14 protein-coding genes and 1 other annotated feature are annotated in these 21,087 nt (G+C 37.1%); of the genes, 8 read left to right on the top strand and 6 right to left on the bottom strand.

What is annotated here, in order from left to right; genetic code table 11:
• The first annotated feature begins 17 nt into the window (after positions 1-17).
• From IGJ18_RS01290 to nhaC, 6 genes are all read left to right on the top strand, one after another.
• Positions 18-851, top strand: a complete 834-nt coding sequence (locus IGJ18_RS01290; RefSeq protein ID WP_081128232.1) for a hypothetical protein — start codon at positions 18-20, stop codon at positions 849-851.
• A 121-nt stretch (positions 852-972) separates the two neighbouring features.
• Entirely contained in the window at positions 973-1,629 is a 657-nt protein-coding gene (locus IGJ18_RS01295) for an HI_0552 family protein (RefSeq protein ID WP_081128230.1), read from the top strand.
• 375 nt (positions 1,630-2,004) lie between these two features.
• Positions 2,005-2,210, top strand: a binding site (T-box leader).
• A gap of 95 nt (positions 2,211-2,305) precedes the next feature.
• Positions 2,306-3,562, top strand: coding sequence for a tyrosine--tRNA ligase (gene tyrS / locus IGJ18_RS01300; protein WP_010736915.1), 1,257 nt, complete (start codon positions 2,306-2,308; stop codon positions 3,560-3,562).
• A 289-nt stretch (positions 3,563-3,851) separates the two neighbouring features.
• The gene (gene tdc / locus IGJ18_RS01305) at positions 3,852-5,726 is read left to right on the top strand and encodes a tyrosine decarboxylase (RefSeq protein ID WP_010736916.1); all 1,875 of its coding nucleotides are present in this window, start codon (positions 3,852-3,854) and stop codon (positions 5,724-5,726) included.
• A 513-nt stretch (positions 5,727-6,239) separates the two neighbouring features.
• Positions 6,240-7,658: a tyrosine-tyramine antiporter gene (gene tyrP / locus IGJ18_RS01310; RefSeq protein WP_096709695.1), complete on the top strand. Its 1,419-nt coding sequence runs from the start codon at positions 6,240-6,242 to the stop codon at positions 7,656-7,658.
• Positions 7,659-7,980: 322 nt separating this feature from the next.
• Complete coding sequence (gene nhaC, locus IGJ18_RS01315) at positions 7,981-9,357, top strand: Na+/H+ antiporter NhaC (RefSeq protein ID WP_081128227.1); 1,377 nt, start codon at positions 7,981-7,983, stop codon at positions 9,355-9,357.
• A gap of 170 nt (positions 9,358-9,527) precedes the next feature.
• Here nhaC and IGJ18_RS01320 read toward each other — a convergent pair whose 3' ends face one another.
• From IGJ18_RS01320 to IGJ18_RS01335, 4 genes are read right to left on the bottom strand one after another with little or no spacing between them, the layout of a single operon-like run.
• On the bottom strand, positions 9,528-10,550 hold the full coding sequence (locus tag IGJ18_RS01320; protein WP_096709689.1) for a LacI family DNA-binding transcriptional regulator: 1,023 nt from the start codon (positions 10,548-10,550) through the stop codon (positions 9,528-9,530).
• A gap of 18 nt (positions 10,551-10,568) precedes the next feature.
• On the bottom strand, positions 10,569-11,591 hold the full coding sequence (locus IGJ18_RS01325; protein WP_240273842.1) for an aldose epimerase family protein: 1,023 nt from the start codon (positions 11,589-11,591) through the stop codon (positions 10,569-10,571).
• On the bottom strand, positions 11,584-12,249 hold the full coding sequence (gene pgmB, locus IGJ18_RS01330; RefSeq protein ID WP_010736920.1) for a beta-phosphoglucomutase: 666 nt from the start codon (positions 12,247-12,249) through the stop codon (positions 11,584-11,586). Before pgmB ends, IGJ18_RS01325 begins: the two co-directional genes overlap by 8 nt.
• Entirely contained in the window at positions 12,242-14,536 is a 2,295-nt protein-coding gene (locus IGJ18_RS01335; RefSeq protein WP_438842760.1) for a glycoside hydrolase family 65 protein, read from the bottom strand. The genes pgmB and IGJ18_RS01335 overlap by 8 nt, the downstream gene beginning before the upstream one ends.
• Before the next feature lie 306 nt (positions 14,537-14,842).
• On the opposite strand from IGJ18_RS01335, the gene IGJ18_RS01340 reads away from it, so the two are divergent.
• Entirely contained in the window at positions 14,843-17,020 is a 2,178-nt protein-coding gene (locus IGJ18_RS01340; RefSeq protein WP_438842761.1) for a PTS transporter subunit IIBC, read from the top strand.
• Positions 17,021-17,274: 254 nt separating this feature from the next.
• The gene (locus IGJ18_RS01345) at positions 17,275-18,108 is read left to right on the top strand and encodes an endonuclease/exonuclease/phosphatase family protein (RefSeq protein ID WP_081128220.1); all 834 of its coding nucleotides are present in this window, start codon (positions 17,275-17,277) and stop codon (positions 18,106-18,108) included.
• Positions 18,109-18,225: 117 nt separating this feature from the next.
• Here IGJ18_RS01345 and IGJ18_RS01350 read toward each other — a convergent pair whose 3' ends face one another.
• Entirely contained in the window at positions 18,226-18,960 is a 735-nt protein-coding gene (locus IGJ18_RS01350; protein ID WP_438842762.1) for a hypothetical protein, read from the bottom strand.
• A gap of 219 nt (positions 18,961-19,179) precedes the next feature.
• Positions 19,180-20,796 (bottom strand): hypothetical protein, encoded by a 1,617-nt coding sequence (locus IGJ18_RS01355; RefSeq protein WP_370566777.1) that lies wholly within the window; start codon positions 20,794-20,796, stop codon positions 19,180-19,182.
• Between the last annotated feature and the right edge of the window lie 291 nt (positions 20,797-21,087).

The raw sequence follows: 21,087 nt of genomic DNA on the forward strand, positions 1-21,087 counted from the left end.
TGATAAGGAGTAAAAAAATGTCAATACTACCAAAAGCAAAAGAGGTTAAAACAAAAGAAAAAATTTATCAGCTTGTTGAACAAGAAGTAGTATCTAAAAAAAATGCCAAGATTTACCAATTAACTGAGGTAAATGGAAATAAAAAAAAGAGTATAAAGATGGAAATCCCCATGCTATTGGATAAGGAATTTTTACATACATATAAAACGATCCTAGAGTTAGATAAGCAAAGACAGAAGCAGTATGCTCGAGTTTCTTATTTGAAAAAAGAACGGATGAATCGATTAAATTATTTAAATCATGCAAAAAAATTAGACGTAGAACCACGAGATCAGGAAAATATGAAGGTTCATTTGACTCAACGAATCGATAAATTGCAGGATAGTATGAACAAAAACGAAGAAAAATTAGCAAAAGGTGTGAATTGGTTACAAAAATATATGTTGAAAAAAGAAATTGACGCTCAAAAAGCTGAGTTAGCATTAGGGAAAAAACTTCTAGGAACAAAAAGTCTTGAAAAGTTAAAGAAAGATGTGAGCAAGGAAAGAGAGCGTTTTTTAAATTTGAATGTTCAACTGGAAAACACTACTCAGAGTCAATCACAACTTCTGGTTGCCAAAATGATGCCTTTGATTAATAGTTTTAAAGGATTGGTAAAACAAGATATAGAATATACAGATAAGCTGATCGCCTCTCTGGAAAAGCATATGGAATTAGAACAAGGGAATGGACAGCGACAAAAAGCTCAATTAAAAGACAAAGTACAGAAAAATGGGACAACAAAGCAGAATCCAGTTAATAGACAACCAATTACACAAGCAAAACAAGATTTAAATGATAAAGGAAGATGATTATCGAGTATTTTCACCGAAATAATTCCATGCTCACTCTTTTCTTGCTATTTTTATTGTTCCTCTCATTGATAGTCTTTACAATGTAGGATAGGGAAATCGTTAAGAAAGAAGTGGCGGAATGGATTTATTAACTAGTGATTATGAATTGTTTGATCGTTCGATGTATACCTTTAAGCAGCTAAAAGAAAGTTATACTACTGAAGAATTAGTACAGCTTAAGGTGAGGTATCAAACACACTGGCAAAAGTGGAAAAAAATGAATGAACAAGTGGCAAAAGCAACCCCCTTGCAATGGCAGATGAGAAAACCAAAAATCGAAAGTTGGACGAATGGTTGGAATCTCAGAAGCCATTTTTGGTGTGCGTACCGTAGTGAAGGACGCCAACAGGAAAATGCTTGTTTAGCTACTTTGCTAAATAAAAAACAATTTCAAATCTATTTGATGTTTCAACATTATAAAAGTGAAGAACGCCAAGGAAGTATTTCGTCCTTCAATCATCTACTAACGGTTTTAAAGGAATGGAGTAAGCACATCTCAGTTGAAGAGTATTATATTTGGCCGCAACCAGAACATGAACTGGTGGATCACCTGCCGTTAGCCACCTATTTGACGGATAAGCAAAAACAAATCGAATTAAAAAAAGCAATGGAGGATAAAACCTTCCAACTTGGTAAGCTTTATTTTTATCCGAATGAATTAAAAGATGCTGAAAAGTTGATTTTAGATGGTATGCAGGAATTGATGCCTTTATACCTTCGATTGAATGGGAAATAATAACATTAATTAGGGTGAGAGAAAGAGGTATTTGATCGCTTAGATGATCGAAAACGTTAAAATAATAAAATAAAAGAAGTAAATTTGTCGTTGATAAATACTAGTTTATAAAATTTTCTTAAGCTTCAAAAATTTTTAAAATTTTCATTTGATGGTCAAATGAGCGCCATTGAATGGATCATTCATCTTAGAAAAAATGGATGAAATAAAGGGATCAATGAGTTATTTTAGGTAATTGGATGCAAATAATTTTAAAAAAAGAATGTTCGGATTTTACTGTTTTATTCCATTGTTGAAGAAGTATAGAAAGAAATTTTTATCTTTTTTATTGACAAAGAAAAAATAGCGTTCTATGATAGACACATATTAACTTGATAACAGGCAATGATCAAAACGCAGTAGTTATTAAAGCCAATGTTTCAGAGAGCTAGTGGTTGCTGAGAACTAGTACAAGCTTTAAGACGAATTACATTTTAGGAGCCTTTGGCATTGATTTGTCACGTGACAGCGTTAAATGTTTGAGTGATATGTTTTGAATGAAACATATAAAATGGGTGGTACCGCGAGATTTCGTCCCTTGGTTAGTTAACCAAGGGATTTTTTTTTATTGATTTTAATTAGTATGAATGATAGCAGGTTCCTGCTTTCACAATAAAATGATACGGAGGGATTTAACATGAATATTATCGACGAATTAACTTGGCGTGATGCCATTAACCAACAAACGAATGAAGAAAGACTTCGTGAACTTGTTGACGAAAAGAGTATTTCACTATATTGCGGAGTTGACCCAACTGGGGATTCTATGCACATCGGACATTTGATTCCATTTATGATGATGAAAAGATTTCAATTGGCAGGACATCATCCATACATTCTGATCGGTGGCGGAACAGGTACAATTGGAGACCCAAGTGGCCGTAAGACAGAACGTGTCTTACAAACAATGGAACAAGTCCAACATAATGTTGATGCTTTATCTAACCAAATGAGAAAATTATTTGGGAAAGATGCAAACATCACGTTTGTAAATAACTATGATTGGTTATCAAAAATCTCATTACTTGAATTTTTACGTGATTACGGTAAAAACTTCAATATTAACACGATGTTAGCGAAAGATATCGTAGCAAGTCGTTTGGAAGTCGGTATCTCATTTACAGAATTTACTTACCAAATCTTGCAATCAATTGACTTCTTGCACTTACACAAAACATATGATGTTCAACTACAAATCGGTGGTGCTGATCAATGGGGGAACATCACAGCTGGATTAGACTTAATCCGTAAATTAGAAGGACCAGAAGCAGAAGCATTCGGTTTAACGATCCCATTGATGTTAAAAGCGGATGGGACAAAATTTGGTAAAACTGCCGGTGGCGCTATCTGGTTAGATCCTGAGAAAACATCACCATTTGAGTTCTACCAATTCTGGTTGAACCAAGATGACCGAGATGTTGTGAAATACTTGAAATTCTTTACTTTCTTATCACAAGAAGAAATTGAAGATTTGGCGAAAAAAGTTGAAACTGAACCTGAAAAACGTGAAGCACAACGACGTTTAGCAGAAGAAGTGACGAGATTCGTTCATAGTGAAGAAGACTTGAAAGAAGCACAAAAAATAACAGAAGCATTGTTCTCTGGAAACATCAAAGAATTAAATGCAGCTGAGATCGCTCAAGGATTTGGTAAAATGCCAAACGTTGAAATTTCAAGTAAACCTGAAAATATCGTGGAATTATTGGTTTCCACAAAAATTGAACCATCAAAACGTCAAGCGCGTGAAGATGTTTCAAACGGAGCTATAAGTATTAACGGTGACCGTGTTACCGATTTAAATTTTGTCATAGATCCATCGAAGGAATTTGATGGTAAGTTTGTGGTTATTCGAAAGGGTAAGAAAAATTACTTTTTGGCCAAAGTAGTTGATTAGAATTTAGTAATTTTTTGGCTTGAAAATGGTCAACTCTATTACAAGATTCCAATTTTGAAACCCAACCTAAAAGGGTGACGTGGGATCTCGTTAATACAATCTTTACGAGGGAATTTACTTTTGTAAATTCCCTCGTTTTTTTTAATTTTTTTAAATGTGTAAACAATTTACACAATTGACAATTATTATAAAATGATTAAAAAACCACTTGTGATTTAGTTTACAGAAATAAAAAACAGGTGTAATGTAGGGCTCGACAAAATTTAAATATTTTTTAGGAGGGTTTCACATGGAATCATTGTCAAATGAATTAAACCTAAATGCACTATTTATCGGAGACAAAGCGGAGAACGGCCAACTCTATAAAGATTTGTTGAACGATTTAGTAGATGAACATTTAGGCTGGCGACAAAACTACATGCCACAAGACATGCCAGTTATTACACCAGAAGAACAAAGTAGTGCAAGTTTTGAGCACACAGTCAATAAAACAAAAGATGTTTTATCTGAAATCTCAGCTCGTATGCGTACTCACTCAGTACCATGGCATACAGCTGGACGTTATTGGGGTCATATGAACTCTGAAACATTAATGCCATCTTTACTAGCATATAATTTCGCAATGCTATGGAATGGTAACAACGTTGCTTACGAATCTTCTCCAGCAACAAGTCAAATGGAGGAAGAAGTAGGACTAGAATTTGCGAAATTAATGGGCTATAAAGATGGCTGGGGACACATCGTTGCTGATGGTTCTTTAGCTAACTTAGAAGGTCTTTGGTATGCACGTAACATCAAATCACTTCCACTTGCAATGAAAGAAGTTGCACCTGAATTAGTCTCAGGAAAAAGTGACTGGGAATTGATGAACATGTCTACAAAAGAAATCATGGACTTGTTAGATAGTGTTCCAGAAAAAATTGATGACATCAAAGCACATTCTGCACGTAGCGGAAAACATTTACAACAATTAGGAAAATGGTTAGTACCACAAACGAAACATTACTCATGGCTAAAAGCAGCTGATATCATCGGTATCGGGTTAGATCAAGTAATCCCTGTACCAGTTGATCACAACTATCGAATGGATATCAACGAACTTGAAAAAATCGTTCGTCAACTAGCAGCTGAAAAAACACCAATCTTGGGTGTAGTCGGTGTTGTTGGTTCGACAGAAGAAGGAGCCATTGACGGTATCGATAAAATCGTTGCATTACGTCGAGTATTAGAAAAAGATGGTATTTACTTCTACTTGCATGTTGATGCTGCTTACGGCGGTTATGGTCGTTCCATTTTCTTAGACGAAGAAAATAACTTTATTCCATTTGAAGAATTAAAAGATGTTCATGCAAAACATCATGTATTTACAGAAAACAAAGATTATATCTTAGAAGATGTACACCGTGCCTTCAAAGCAATTGAAGAAGCAGAATCTGTAACAATTGATCCACATAAAATGGGTTATGTTCCTTACTCAGCTGGTGGGATCGTCATCAAAGACGTACGTATGCGCGACGTTATTTCTTACTTTGCCACTTACGTGTTTGAAAAAGGCGCAGATATCCCAGCATTACTTGGTGCATACATTTTAGAAGGTTCAAAAGCAGGAGCAACTGCTGCTAGTGTTTGGGCTGCACATCATGTCTTACCACTTAATGTAACTGGTTATGGTAAATTGATGGGAGCTTCAATCGAAGGAGCACATCGTTTCTATAACTTCTTACAAGATTTATCATTTAAAGTCGGCGATAAAGAAATCGAAGTACATCCATTAACTTACCCAGATTTCAATATGGTTGACTATGTATTTAAAGAAAAAGGCAACGACGATCTAGTTGCAATGAACAAATTGAATCATGACGTTTATGACTACTCTTCATACGTTAAAGGTAGCATCTATGGTAATGAATTCTTGACATCACACACTGACTTTGCTATTCCAGATTATGGCAACAGCCCATTACAATTTGTGAACCAATTAGGTTTCTCAGATGAAGAATGGAACCGTGCAGGAAAAGTAACTGTTTTACGTGCAAGTGTAATGACACCATACATGAATAAAGCAGAAAACTTCGAAGAATATGCTGGAAAAATCAAAGCAGCTCTTCAAGAAAAATTAGAAAAAATCTACGCAAATCAATTACTAGCAAGCGAAGAAAAATAATAAAATAAAAAACATTCTGAGTATAAGAAGTAGAAGTCACTTTTATTGTATGCTATAAAACCGAATAAACGGTGGTAGCTCAATCGAAAAATACAGTTGAAGGATCTTTAAAATACAAAAAGTTATTTTTTAGATTCTTCTGCTGGTTTTTCTGAGCTCAGCACTTCTGTTATCTGCTCAGGTGTTTTTTGTTTTACAGGTTGTCTTTGAAGCGATACAAGTAATCTGTTCAAAACAGCCGAGGTTGTAATGAAATAGCTTGCGCTCTTTTAGGTATTTGGTATGAATGAAGAGAAAGATCGAAAAGCTTCAATACAAATACAGCGAATGGAACACAAGACTATTTCAGATTTTTCTTTTTTAGCAAATAATAACTAATAAAATCCAGTCACTAAGCATCGTTTTTATACTAAAAAAGTTGTGGGGAACAACCTCTTGGCTTTTGTCTTGCGACTTGGGATTACTTTGAAGACAACGTTTTTTTATTCAAAAAAAACAAGGAGCGTGTCAACAGTGAGTAAATCACAAGTAAGTAAAATGGGTCTTGGGACCTTTGTCGGTCTGACGATGGCTTTGTGTGCGACAGTTCGGAGTATTCCGACTTTAGCAGCCGTTGGTTGGACATTGATTTTTTATTCAATTTTTGCCGTACTGTTTTTTGCCGGTCCTATTTCGATGGTTTCTGGTGAGCTTTCTACGATGCTTCCACAAGAAGGTGGACCACAATTATGGGTCAAAACTGCCTTAGGAAGTAAATGGGGATTTGTTGTTGCCTGGTTGCTTTGGGTTCAAATGTTCCCAGGGATGGTTATGGTTGCATCAACATTAGGTCCATTATTAGGAAATACATTCGGGAACGTAGAATTAGGCAATAATCATTTATTTGTATTAGGTTGTATTTTAGTTATTTATTGGATCATTACAATTTTGAACTTGAAATTTGATATGGCCAAAGTTGGTGGGAACATCGGCGTTTGGTTAGGTGTGTATATCCCAGTGGTTATCATGTTTGTCCTTGGTTTATTCGCCGCATTCAAAGTGGGGCTAGTATCTAATGGTTACTTAGGAGATTTTTCTTGGTCAAAAGCTTTCCCAGATTTACAACATAGTGAATCATTGAAATATCTTGCAGGTATCACATTTATTTTTGTTGGTATCGAAATGAGTTCTGTTTACATGCCTCGTTTAAAAGATGCAACGAAAAACTACACTAAAGGGGTCTTTATTGCGTTGATTGGTCTTGTTTTATTGAACGTGATCAATGCAATGTTAGTTGCCAATGTTGTACCAAATGGAAAAATGGAATTAGCAAACATTACGCAACCAATCTTGATTTATTGCCAAATCCTTGGATTACCAACAATTATCGGGAACATCTTCAGCTTTATGGTGTTTATCGGTGTGTTACTTCAATTATCTGCATGGGTAACTGGACCATCTAAAACGATTATCCAAGTAGCACGTGAAGGTTTCTTACCACCTAAATTTGGATTCCATAAAGAAAATCAATATGGTGTTTCTCGTAATGTCGTATTAACTCAATCAATCGTTATTTCATTATTCGCTTTACTTTACGGCGTAATGGATGACGTCAGTGCTGTATTCTTAACATTAACAAATGCTACAACTGTTATTTATTGTATCGTCTATATTTTGATTGCTGTTTCATTGATCAAAATGAGAAAAAGCCATCCAGATTTAGAACGTCCTTATCGAATTGGTAAAAAAGGAAATGGAATGGCTTGGGTAGTTAGCTGCATGTTGATTTTCTCTATCATTGCAGTAGTTGTATCCACTTTAGGAACATCTACCTTGACGGATGCATTATTGGTAGCAGTTATTGCAATCGTTATGTTTGTCATTCCTTTGATCATCAATCGTTTTAAAAATGATTCTTGGGGAAGCGAAGTAGAAAAGAGTTTAAAAGAATAGAATAAATAAGAAGCAAGTAAAAAATGTAAATAGGGAAGGGGGCTATGACAAAAATCTTGTCACAGTCCCTTATTCCTAACAAACGGTGTTCCAGAAGTAGCTCATGTCTGTTACAGCATGGTTTGCCAAATGTATGCTTTTTAATCAGGGAACCTTTGCGAAAATAACGCTAATCATAAGGTTCAGCGGATTTGAGAAAATAATCGTCATTAGCATCGTCTATCCGCTAAAACAAAAAAATGATGCTATGACCAGTTGTCCTACCAAAAGAACGCTTTTTTTTAGGTAGGGCTTTTTTTGTAAAAAAATAGGAGAAGATACGATGAATAAAAAAATATCTGTGAAAGAAAGTATGGCAGTTTTATTCATATTGTTGGCGATATTAGGAATACTGATTATTGGATTTCAATTGTCTCCGCATATTCCTATACTAATTGCTTTCATGTGTTTGTTATTTTATGGACGATTTAGAGGTTTCTCATGGGATGAGATTCATGATGGGATTGTCAAAGGAATTACTCCAGGGATCATCCCAATTTTGATTTTTCTATTGATTGGTGTTTTGGTAGCTTCGTGGATTTTATCTGGAACGATTCCAACGATCATGGTTTATGGTTTCCAATTGATCTCGGTTCGCTTTTTCTTACCGACTGCTTTTCTTGTTTGTGCAATCGTCGGGATTACGGTGGGAAGCTCATTTACAACGATTTCAACGATCGGTATTGCTTTTTTAGGAATCGGTCATATTTTAGGTTTTAGTGATGCGATGACGACAGGAGCAGTTGTTTCGGGGGCTTTTTTAGGAAATAATTGTTCGCCGTTATCTGATACTACGAACCTGGCGGCAGGGATCGGAGAAGTAAATTTATTTGAGCATATCGCTCAAATGCGTTACACTGACTTGCCGGCATTTTTAATTGCTATGTTATTTTATGTTTTTCTTGGGAATGGAAGTCACACAGCGGATCTACATGCGATCACGGATATGATCCAAAACATGAAAGCAGGTTTCTGGATCTCTCCATGGACGTTGATCCCATTAGTGATCTTGTTTGGTGGAGCGATTAAAAAAATTCCAGCGATTCCAACACTACTAGTTGGTTCAACTGCTGCGATCATTCTTTCCTTCATCAATCAACCACATTTAACGATGTCAAAAGTAGCTAATATTTTAATGAACGGCTATGTTGCCCATACAGCAGACCCTAAAATCAATGAATTGCTTTCAAGAGGGGGAATTGTTAGTATGCTTGGTTCAGCAAGCTTGATTCTTCTAGCTTTAGCTTTGGGTGGCTTGTTGATCAAATATACGATTGTGGAAACGATTGTTCAGGAATTGCGAGAAAAAATGGATCGGCCTTCTCGCTTGGTTGGCTTTACAGCATTAAGCTGTATCGGGATCAATTTGATCGTAGGCGAACAGTACTTGTCGATCATTTTACCAGGCGAAACCTTTAAGCGATCGTTCGATCGTGCGGGCGTTAATAAAAAGTATCTTACCAGAACTTTGGCAGATGCTGGAGCAACCGTTAATTCACTCGTTCCGTGGGGAGTTAGTGGTACCTTTATTATGGGCACGATGAAAGTCAGTGCATTACAATATCTACCATTTACTTTCTTCTCGATCTTAGCACCGATTTTTACGATTTTGAGTGGTTTCTGGCTTAATCAAAAGATGAAAAAACGCACCAGTGAATAGTCTAGGCACCATCAAGGTTTGAGAACGAGAATCGAAATAGCTTTTTATACTCAGTTTCTTTTTCATGAAAAAGTTATTTGAAGAGTGTAGATTCTTAAAAAATGAACCTGTATAGTAAAAAAACAACTGAAGACACTACAAATAGTTTATTTGTGTGTTCAACAGTTGTTTTATTTTTTTTCTTGTAAACGAGGAACGACGGTTTCTCGTTTGACGAGTTGATGAGGAATGACTAAACGAACACCGCTACTGATTTCATCGTGGATCAATTCGTATAATTTTTGCATCGCAACCCTTCCTAATTCAGAAATATCGATATCGATACTGGTTAAATAAGGGTGAGTCAATGTAGCGAAAATAGAGTTATTGAAGCTGATGATTGATAGGGTATCAGGAATTCGATAGCCATACATCTGTGCTAGTTGCATCGTTCGTAAGGCAAAAATATCGTCAATGACTACAAGCGCTGTTGATTGTGACTTTTTCAAAGTGGCATCAAAAGCTAAATAATCTTCGGGTTGTTCGATCACTACACTAGGATGAACTGTAAGTCCAGCTAGCATCAAGGCTTTTTGGTAGCCAAAATAACGTTCGAAGTAAAGGCTCTCGTGGGTTGTATTGGTTACGAAAAGAATGTTTTCATGACCGTTTTGAATCAAGAAATCCGTGGCTTGTTTACCTAATAATTGGTTATCATTATCGACATAAATGATTTCATTCTCATGTCGGTAAGGCTGACCAATCAAAGTGAAAGGAATCTCATTCGTATAGAGATAATCTATGACAGGATCTTCACTGTCGGAATAAACTAAAATAAACCCATCGACTTGTTTTTGCAGATGCATCCGTTGCACGTTTTCTAATAAAGTATCAAAATTTTTGGCTGTTGCTATAGCAGTTGTCAGATCATAACGGCGTGCTTCTTCATTGATCGCTTCCATGATCTCAAGATAAAAAGGATTCCCAATCCGTTCTTTTGAATCAAGGGGTGGGAGAATGACGCCAATTGCGCTAGAAATTCTTTTCCCTAGATTTCTAGCAGTGATATTTGGTACATAGCCTAGTTCATCCATGACTTTTCGTACTTTCTTTTTGGTTGCCTCTGAGATGCTTGGATGGTCATTGATGACCCGTGAAACAGTCGAGGTCGCAACACCAGCTTTTTTGGCTACATCCTTCACTGTGATCGCCATAAACGATACACCTCTTTTCTAGACTTGCTTTTCATTTAATCGATGAAATTGATAAGTGGTAGAGCAAATTTTTTCTTGTCCCGGATATAATGCGATTGACCCAAATTCAGGGAAATGAACGGCATCAGGAAGTTCTTGTGGTTCAATTGCCAACCCATAATTTGAGTGCATTTTTTGGCCATTGATTAAAAAATCTGCTTCAAATCCAGTCGTAGAAAATAATACCATACTTTTGCTCGTCGTTGCTATAGACAACTGGCGACCAGCTTGCTTTTCGGTCAAGGTAAGTATTTTCTTCGTTCGTTTAGGCGTACTTAAAACAAAAGCATCATCTAGTCCGTATGGATCATTCGTTAAAATTTCCATTAGCGAATGTGAGTGTTTAAAATTAAGCGGTAAGTCGCTGAGAGCGATCACTTCACCAGTTGGTATTTTTTCGTGATCTAAGGCTAATATTCCATCTGTTTGGATCGTTAGTTCATGATCGTAGATATCTCGTTTGCCATTGCCAGAAAGATTGAAATACGCATGATTCGTTGGGTTGCAGATGGTTTCAGTCGAGCTGCTTGTCTTGGTGATCATTTCTAATTTATTTTGGGTTATCTGATACGTAACGGTTGCGGTGATCGGACCGGGATAACCGGAAAAAGTATCCTGCAAATAAAAAACAACACCGATCGCTGTAGGAGTCTCAAAAACTTCCACCTCCCAATACTGAAATGCCCAACCGTTTGAACCACCATGGATATGGTGATTTCCTTCGTTTTTTTCTAGCTGATGATCAGCCCAAGAGCCATTTTTAATTCTGCCAGCGACTGGTCCAATCGTTGCCCCAAAATAGCTTTGATCTTTTAAAACGTCTTCTAAGGAATCATAAGATAATAAGACATTTTCTAAGTGACCATTTTTATCTGGAGCCAGAATTTGATGAAGCCTTGCCCCGTAGTTGAGAAGAACGACTGTGAGTTCGTCGTTCTTCAATGTGATTTGCTTCAAGTTGGTGTTGGGAATGGGGATCACAGTGATGGAAGGTTTAGACATACTGTGTCCACTCATTTTTTAAATAGTCTAGTGTAAGGCAAGTCGTATCAGGTACGACTGGGATATCTTTTCCAAGATCTTCTATTCGTCCAACACCAATTGGAAATGCCCCGCTAGCACGGATTGCTTTGATCCCAGATTGTGCATCTTCGATCCCGATGCATTCTTGTGGGGATAAGCCAATTTCTTTTGCGGCCAATAAGAAAATATCGGGAGCCGGCTTACCCAGTTTGATCGTTGCAGGATCGGCAATTGCATCGAAAAATGGCGTTAATGCCATTTTAGCAAGGAGGAAAGGTCCGTTTTTACTAGCTGAAGCAAGGGCAATCTTGATCTTGTTTGCTCTCAATTCTTCAAGTAATGGCAATATCCCTGGAAAAACATCTGTAGGCGTGATCGCTTGAATCATTTCAAGATAGTACTCATTTTTTCTGTGCGCTAATTCTTGAAATTCTTGTGGGGAAAACTCACTTTCTTTTTGTCCGTAGGAAAGCAATAAGCGAAGTGAATCTTCTCGACTAACCCCTTTCAATTGTTCGTTGAATGTTCGATCAATGGGAACACCGATTTCCTGACCTAATTTTTTCCAAGCGCGATAATGAAACTCCGCAGTATCTGTAATCACCCCATCTAAGTCAAACAAAACTCCTTTAAACATCTAATTCCTCCTTACGCAAAGGTACCTTTAACTGGTCTTCTAAAAGATACGTTTTTTCGTACACCTTTAATGGGCAACTTTCGCCTGATACTAAGGTCAATTGCACCTGTTCACTAGACACCGAAACAAATAATAAACGACCACGATAATTCACATGGAAGGAGTAGGCTGTCCACGTGTTTGGTAAGAAAGGAGCAAAACGTAACTGTTCGTGATCTGTTTTCATTTGAGCGAATCCTTGGACGATTGCGAGCCAACTACCAGTCATCGACGTGATGTGTAAGCCGTCTTCGGTATCGTTATTATAATTATCTAAATCAAGGCGGGCTGTCCGTTGATACATTTCCACTGCCTTATCCTCCATACCTAATTCAGCAGCTAAAATGGCATGGATGCTTGGTGAAAGGGAAGACTCATGAACGGTCATTGGTTCGTAAAAATCAAAGTTTCGTTGTTTTTCTTCTTTGCTAAACGAGTCGTTGAAGAAATAGATTCCTTGTAGCACATCCGCCTGCTTAATGAAACAAGAACGCAAAATTTTGTCCCAAGACCAATGTTGGTTTAATGGAAGCTCGCTAGGAGATAGCTCTGATACCGGCAATAATTCTTTATCTAAAAATGTATCATGTTGGACAAAAATACCTAATTCTTCATCTTTAGGAAAATACATATTTTCTGCAATGGTTTGCCAATTCGTTAGTTCTTCGTCAGTGACCGTTACAGCAGTTTCTGTTTGGAATTTTAAATAGTTTTCCCGGGTATACGTTAATACCCAGCAAGCTATCGTATTGGTATACCAGTTGTTATTGATGTTGTTTTCATATTCATTCGGACCAGTCACACCATGGATCATATATTTGTTATGACGTTTTGAAAAATGAACCCGATCTGCCCAAAAACGAGCAATCTCAACTAATACTTCTAACCCTTCTTTTTTCAAATAATCGGTGTCACCTGTATAGTTCGTATAGTTGTAAATCGCATAAGCGATCGCACCGTTACGATGGATCTCTTCAAAGGTAATTTCCCATTCGTTGTGGCATTCGACCCCTGTAAAAGTAACCATTGGGTACAAGGCGCCTTTTAAACCTTGTTGTTGGGCATTATGAATAGCTTGAGGCAATTGATTATGGCGATATTTAAGGAGATTTTTTGTCACTTCGGGTTTTGCCAAAGCAAGATATAAGGGGACAGCGTAAGCTTCCGTATCCCAATAAGTAGCACCACCGTATTTTTCTCCTGTAAAGCCTTTGGGTCCAATATTCAAACGTTCATCTTCGCCATAATAAGTAGAAAATAGTTGGAAAAGATTGAAACGAATCCCTTGCTGTGCTTCCTCGTCACCTTCGATCACCACATCAGCCAGTGCCCAGCGTTTGCTCCAAGCAGTGGTTTGTTCTGCTTTTGCTTGCAGATAATGACTTTGTAAGTCACTAAATTCTTGGAGAATCTGTTGGACTTGCTGTGCTTCGGGGATGTCACGGCTCGTCAATACAAGCACTTCTTTATCAAGTGTCACGGATTGATTCGTTGTTAAGTCGAAAGAAAATTCCCCAAGGACTGCTAATGTATCTTCGTGGTAAATTGGTTGCGCTAATTCTTCATTCACGAAATGTCTCATGGCAGCTGTTACGGTAAATTGTTCGATCGCAAAATTATTTGGAATCGTTTTGGTCATTAAGTAGGCCGTTTCATCAGAAGTACCTCGACCGATTTCATTCCATAAATGTTCATCATAGTTACTATCTTCATTTTGAACGTTACTATCCAATTTAGAGATGACTTTGACCGTGCCATTTCCTTCGAGCATCGTAACTGTTAAACGAATATAAGCAGCTTCGCTTTTGACGATACTTAAAAAACGTTCAAAGGTGATCTTTAGTTTGTTAGTTGCAGTCGTTACTGTGTAACTACGTGATAACACACCGTTTTTCATATTCAATTCCCAATAAAAGTCTTCTGGTTCGATTGTAGCAAGGTCTAATAATTGCTCATCGATATAGATATCCATGGCAATAAAATTGATTGCATTAATCACTTTGCCAAAATATTCGGGATAGCCATTTTTCCACCAACCAACACGAGTCTTATCGGGGTACCAAACCCCAGCTAAATAAGTTCCTTGATGATGATCACCTGAATAGGCTTCTTCAAAATTCCCTCGCATGCCCATGTATCCGTTACCAATACTAGTTAAAGATTCCTGTAAACGGAGATTTTCCCGATCTAATGTGTTGGTGCTGATCTTCCAAGGATCAATTTGAAATAGGCGCTTGATTTGTTTCATTGTACTCCTCCTAGGTAATTTCATTGATACGTTTATAATAAACGCAACCGATTGCGTAAGTCAATATAAATAAAGCAGAATTTTTCAGCGGGGATTTAAAATAAAGGAATGAAAAGGTGATTTTCCTGAAAAACATTAACTGTTTTGATAATAAGTTACTACTAAATGCGAAAAGAAAATGATTCTTCTGATAGCGACTGTTTGGGTAGAAAGTGAATAAAATCAAAAATAAAGCATTTACAAAAAAAGAAACAAAGGCTATAATAACTAACAACGAAACCGATTGCATAAAGGGGAGCAGGAGTTATGAAGAAATTATTTAATTTTGAGTTTTGGCAAAAATTTGGGAAAGCTTTAATGGTTGTTGTGGCAGTGATGCCAGCTGCGGGTTTGATGATCAGTATCGGGAAATCTATCCCGTTGATTGACCCTAACTTAGCTTTTTTAGTAACAACGGGTGGTGTCATTGAAAATATTGGTTGGGCGATCATCGGGAATTTACATCTGTTGTTTGCTTTAGCAATAGGTGGAAGTTGGGCAAAAGAGCGTGCAGGTGGTGCTTTTGCGGCAGGAATATCATTTGTTTTGATCAACCGGATCACGGGAGCGATTTTCGGAGTGACGAGTGAGATGCTAGCAAATGAAGATGCCTTTACCCATACATTATTTGGCACGAAGATCATGGTCAAAGGATTTTTTACTAGTGTATTAGAGGCACCTGCGTTGAATATGGGCGTGTTTGTAGGGATTATTGCTGGTTTTGTTGGTGCAATGGCCTATAATAAATATTACAATTATCGTAAATTACCTGATGCGTTATCTTTCTTTAATGGAAAACGATTTGTTCCATTTGTAGTGATTCTTTGGTCAACGATTGTAGCTTTAGTATTGGCTGTTGTCTGGCCAAATGTCCAAGCAGGTATCAATAATTTTGGTCTTTGGATCGCTCAGTCACAAGAAAGTGCACCGGTTTTAGCGCCATTTCTTTATGGTACCTTAGAAAGATTATTGTTACCTTTTGGTTTGCATCATATGTTGACGATTCCGATCAATTATACGCAATTAGGGGGCACGTATGAAATCTTATCTGGTGCACAAGCAGGAACGCAAGTCTTTGGACAAGATCCTTTATGGTTAGCTTGGGCTACTGATTTGGTCAATTTAAAAGGTGCGGGGGATTTGTCACAGTATGAATTTGTGTTGAACAACTGGACACCAGCTCGTTTTAAAGTGGGACAAATGATTGGTTCTTCTGGTATTTTGATGGGGTTAGCTTTAGCCATGTATCGAAATGTTGATCTTGATAAAAAAGCACGCTATCGTTCCATGTATTTCTCAGCTGCATTAGCTGTTTTTCTAACAGGGGTTACTGAACCATTAGAATTTATGTTTATGTTTGCTGCAGTTCCACTTTATATTGTTTATTCTGTGATCCAAGGGGCAGCATTTGCAATGGCAGATTTATTACCGTTACGTGTTCATTCCTTTGGAAACATCGAATTGTTAACTAGAACTCCTCTAGCGATGAAAGCTGGACTTGGTGGCGATTTGCTTAACTTCGTCATTTGCGTCATTTTGTTTGGAGTTGTTACGTACTTTGTGGCAAACTTCATGATCAAAAAATTCAATTTTGCTACACCAGGGCGTAATGGTAATTATGATAGTGACAGTAACGATAGCAATGGGAATGGAGAACAAACGACAGTCCAAGCTGGCACGTCAGATCCACAAATCATCAAAATCATTCACTTATTAGGCGGGAAAGATAATATCAAAGATGTAGATGCGTGTATGACACGTTTACGTGTGAGTGTAGCTGATCGTGAGAAAGTAGGTTCAGAAGAAGAATGGAAACGTGCAGGCGCTATGGGGCTAATCGTCAAAGATAATGGTGTACAAGCTGTCTATGGTCCAAAAGCCGATGTATTAAAATCAGATATCGAAGATTTGCTTCAATCGGGGGCGCCTATTCCTGCTCCAGTAGAAGAAGTGGTCGTTGAAAAAGACACAGTTAATAACCAAACGTTAGGTATACGAAAAGAGTTGCAGACTGTAGCAGCTGGTGAAGTGATAGACTTGGCAACAGTCAATGATCCTGTTTTTTCAAAGAAAATGATGGGGGATGGCTTTGCTGTTATTCCGACGACTGGTGAAGTTGTGGCACCTGTTACTGGGAAAGTAGTTAGTATTTTTCCAACCAAACATGCTATTGGAATGGAAACAGAAGAAGGTGCAGAAGTACTAATCCATATGGGAATCGACACAGTCCAAATGGATCAACCAGCTTTTGAAATCCTGGTAACAGAAGGTCAAACCGTTGAAGCAGGAGCAAAACTGGCACAAATGAATCTAACCGAAATCAAAAATGAAGGAAAAGATATAACGATTATGGTGGTATTTACGGATGGGAAAGTCAATGAAATGATTCTCAAACATTTAGGACCAACGGAATTAGGAACAGTAATTGGCGAAATAAAACTGTGATCATTATAAAAGACACCCAACAATAATGAGTAAGATGACCAGTACCAAATTTAATTCCTTATTTGGTTTCCGATAGTCAGTTTTTCTGTTTCTCAAATAAGTCTGAAAACACGAAAACGCTATACTTCGTTTTTGAGTCCTCAGACTTATTTTTTTGAATATGTGCGAGCGGGTAAACAATCACAACTAATAATCCATGGCTGTCCTATCATAAAAGAAATGAAGTAAGTTTTAATCAATAAGGAGAATTGAAGATGAAGATGATGACTTTGAATACACATAGCTGGTTAGAAGAATCACCAGAAGAAAAGATGCGCCAGATCGTAGATAAAATCTGTCAAGCAGATTATGATGTGATTGCTTTACAAGAAGTCAATCAATTAATCACTTCCGAAAGTATCGTGAATGAAGAATTAAACAAATTTTGTCCAGTTATAGAACAATCGCCCGTCCATGTCGATAATTTTGCTTATTGTTTGGTGCGCTACTTAGCCAAACAAGGGAAAGACTATTATTGGAGTTGGGAAATGAGTCATGTCGGTTATGGGATTTATGAAGAGGGGAATGCGCTGCTTTCTAAGACACCACTAACCAGTGAAGCAATCTATGTTTCTGAAACAAAGCAAAAAGAGGATTACCACACTCGGAAAATTTTGATCTGTCAGACGATGATCGATGACCAAACAATCACTCTAGCAAGCTGTCATTTTTCTTGGTGGATAGATGAAACGAAGGGCTTTGCTTTTGAATGGCATCGCTTGATGGAACACTTAGCTAATCTCTCAAATCCGCTGTTTTTAATGGGGGATTTTAACAATCCAGCAGGAGAGGCAGGCTATCGCTTGGTTGAAAAAAGCCCTCTTGCGATTGTCGATTCCTATACTGTTGCCCAAGAAGTTCATGGTCAGGCAACCATTGAACAGAAAATCGATGGATGGGAAACGAATACAGAGCAGTTACGAATCGATTATATCTATGTACCACAGGAATTCTCAGTTCCTTCTTATCGTAGTATTTTTGATGGAAAACAAGAAATCATTGTAAGTGACCATTATGGAGTAGAGATAACGGTCAGCCCCATTCAATAAAAATGATCAAAAAGACCCGTGGAAAGAAAAATGGATAAATCCTTTCTTTCCATGGGTCTTTTTGATTGCAACAGCTTCAGCTACGTGCAGAAATTTGATTAGATAATGAAATGACTGTTAGTGCGATGGGAAGCACCAAGGAGGAAGGCAATAAAATTCTCTGTTTCTTTGGCCTCTGCATTGTTTTTTTAACTCGGCTGGACTTTTTTTCCGCGGGGCAGAAATGAGGTCTCGAACTTTTTTCAAGGAGTTGGACTCTTTAGTTACCGGTGTATTTTTTTGTAAATTGGTACTATGTAGTACTTCCTCATGTAAAATATCAAAATGGTCTATAAATCGATCTTTATCGGAATCGGTTAGAATTGGCAAGTTATCTAAAAGATTCAAAAGTACAACGAGGGAATCTTTGATTTTAGGCTCATGAGGTTGCAGATCTTCACCGCTAGGCTCACGATGTGGCAGTTCATTAATTAACTGCTCTATGATGCTGGTCAGCTCTTTTACCTCTTCAGGAGAGTTTGCAGTTTTTTTTAAAATGTCTAAAATGGTATTTCTTTTAGAATAATCTTGGTCATTAATACAAGTTGATTCACTCGTTGACCGAACATTTGAAATGGGCGTAGGTGATCGATCACCAATTACAGTTACATATAGCGGCTCAGTCTTACTATTTGGCAGCTCATACAGCTGTTCATTAGTTGATTCTTTAATTGATAGCGAATCCTCAGGTAGATCTTTAAGTATCATTTTAAGGTGAGACTCAGTATTAAGGGGAGTATTCGTAGATTGATGAACAAAAGCATGTCCGATTTTTTTTTTCAAAGTCAATTGTCGATTCGTTGTTTGAGGCATATGTATCACTCCTTCTTTTCTGTATTCTAGTATAGTTTATAAAAGAAGAGAGTAAATAAATATTTTTTCTTATGTTTAGAAAAAAAAGTAGCTACTAACACGATTCGTTTATTAGGACTACTATATTTGACGATTTGTTTGCTATTTTATAAAAAGGTATAAAAAAGAGACAGCTTCCGTGTTGAGAATTTCTCTTTTTGATCCACAGAAGCCAGTCCCTTATTTTTTAGTTATTCTCCAAACCTGGTAACGATTTTTGACAAAGAGTCCGATCAAAACGAACCAACCAATCAGGAAGAATGCCATCACAAAGTAAAAGAAAATTGGTAAATCATAATAGAGAGTGATCTCATTGATTCCATTGTGCTGTTTGACGATAGGAGTACCGATATCTGTTAATTGATAATCTGTCAATTTTTTGCCGTGTTGCAGTAACACTGTGCGGTCATAGACAATGACTGGTAAATGGACAGTTTCTTCCCCAGTGTTTTTCCATTTGATCGTTAAACGTCCTCCAGGATGAGATTTAATGAACGTGGTTTCTCCTTCCAAGATTTCTTCATTATAGCGATCATATTTATTTGCTTTAGTTTCATGATAGATTGGTAGATAATCGGGTGTTGTCTTTTGAAAAACGAATAAACTAGTCGACATATCATGGTCATAAAATGTTTTTCTTGCCTCTGCTGGTGTATCAAAGAGATACGTGTGACGGCTGACAAATGTTTCGTCTTGCCATTTATCCAGATGCTGATAGAGGTTTTGGATCGTTTGTGCAGAAGCGACAAAGAGAAATAGGACACTCAACGCACGATACCAATTTTTCTTTTCCCATTGATTTAGCGCAAGTGCTAAAAAGAGTAGAAAGAGCAAGGTAAATGGGACAAAGAAACGAAAAGGAAACTGGATCAAGCTTACGAAAGGTACCTCTTTTTCCACTAGTGTTGTCCAAGGGATCAAACTGGTTGAAAGTAGGAAGAATCCAAGACTTGTGCGTAAAAGTAACTTTGTAAAAATGTCGTAGTGACGGCGGAAAAGAAGATACAGTATTAGTCCGATCAATAAAAAAATTGGGAAAATCTTGGGATACGCTAACCAATAGCTGCCATCCAGATTGATTGCTTTTTGGCTCATCTCTCGGTTGACAAAAGGTGGCAAAATCTTATTTCCACCATAGACGATAGCTAATCCTGCCCAAATATTTGCTGTTAGTACAAAATAAAAGAGGACAGATTTGATCAGTTGCCCGATTGCTTTGCCTTTTTCTGTCTGAGTAAAGAAATAATAAAGATAAAAAGGGATATACATCAGTACCAACATAACGGTGGACAGTAAGTGGATCTGAGTCATCAGTGCAATTGAAAAGGTAACTTTCAAGACAGGAAATTTTTTATGAACAACAAAGTCCACTAATGGAATCATGCATAAGGGATAAAAACAGGTGCCCCAACTGGTAAAGCCCTGATTGATTGCCCAATATTGAATGGAATAAGTCGTCATAAATAATACCGAGATTGGTATGCTGACCCATTTTTTCACCTGTACATAATTCAATAGTGTCAACATCGACCAACCAGAGATCACAAAGAGAATAAAGTTTGATAAGATTTGATAGTGGAACCAACTGCCTGAAACTAAAACGATCAAGCCTTGAAAATAAGCAAACAACGGACCATAGATCGCATTGACGATACGCCCGCTTTGCTGAAATCCATACATGGAAGGGAAATAATGGAAATCCCAATTAGCGAATTGTTCAGCGGCATCGTAAAAACGGTTATAATGAAATGGTGCATCTGCTCCAATGATAAGGTCATGTGTTAGGATATTTGGCATAACAAATAAGAATGCAAATAGTAAAATTGTCAAATACGGAACATATTTTTTCAATTGTCATACTCCTTTTTTGATAGTGTAACTTATTTAATCATAAAGCTTACCTAAAAGAGTGGCAAGAAATTCGAAAAAATATGAAAAAAATTATCATTATTACAGGAAATTTTCAAAATACATCCTTTGTTGCTCGCTTTATTTAGATCAATAGTTAATTAAAAAAACAGCCATAGTATGAGATGCTATGGTTGTTTTTCCCTATTCGTATAAGACTAATAGTCAAATCTACGAATG

The sequence above is a fragment of the Enterococcus sp. AZ078 genome (assembly GCF_051714985.1).
Lineage (GTDB): Bacteria > Bacillota > Bacilli > Lactobacillales > Enterococcaceae > Enterococcus_B > Enterococcus_B hirae.

Coding starts and splice junctions, on each gene's coding strand:
- IGJ18_RS01340 (WP_438842761.1), top strand. CDS start 14,843: ATGAAGAAATTATTTAATTTTGAGTTTTGGCAAAAATTTGGGAAAGCT.
- IGJ18_RS01350 (WP_438842762.1), bottom strand. CDS start 18,960: ATGCCTCAAACAACGAATCGACAATTGACTTTGAAAAAAAAAATCGGA.
- IGJ18_RS01345 (WP_081128220.1), top strand. CDS start 17,275: ATGAAGATGATGACTTTGAATACACATAGCTGGTTAGAAGAATCACCA.
- IGJ18_RS01325 (WP_240273842.1), bottom strand. CDS start 11,591: ATGTCTAAACCTTCCATCACTGTGATCCCCATTCCCAACACCAACTTG.
- pgmB (WP_010736920.1), bottom strand. CDS start 12,249: ATGTTTAAAGGAGTTTTGTTTGACTTAGATGGGGTGATTACAGATACT.
- IGJ18_RS01320 (WP_096709689.1), bottom strand. CDS start 10,550: ATGGCGATCACAGTGAAGGATGTAGCCAAAAAAGCTGGTGTTGCGACC.
- IGJ18_RS01335 (WP_438842760.1), bottom strand. CDS start 14,536: ATGAAACAAATCAAGCGCCTATTTCAAATTGATCCTTGGAAGATCAGC.
- IGJ18_RS01295 (WP_081128230.1), top strand. CDS start 973: ATGGATTTATTAACTAGTGATTATGAATTGTTTGATCGTTCGATGTAT.
- IGJ18_RS01355 (WP_370566777.1), bottom strand. CDS start 20,796: ATGCCAAATATCCTAACACATGACCTTATCATTGGAGCAGATGCACCA.
- tyrS (WP_010736915.1), top strand. CDS start 2,306: ATGAATATTATCGACGAATTAACTTGGCGTGATGCCATTAACCAACAA.
- IGJ18_RS01290 (WP_081128232.1), top strand. CDS start 18: ATGTCAATACTACCAAAAGCAAAAGAGGTTAAAACAAAAGAAAAAATT.
- tdc (WP_010736916.1), top strand. CDS start 3,852: ATGGAATCATTGTCAAATGAATTAAACCTAAATGCACTATTTATCGGA.
- nhaC (WP_081128227.1), top strand. CDS start 7,981: ATGAATAAAAAAATATCTGTGAAAGAAAGTATGGCAGTTTTATTCATA.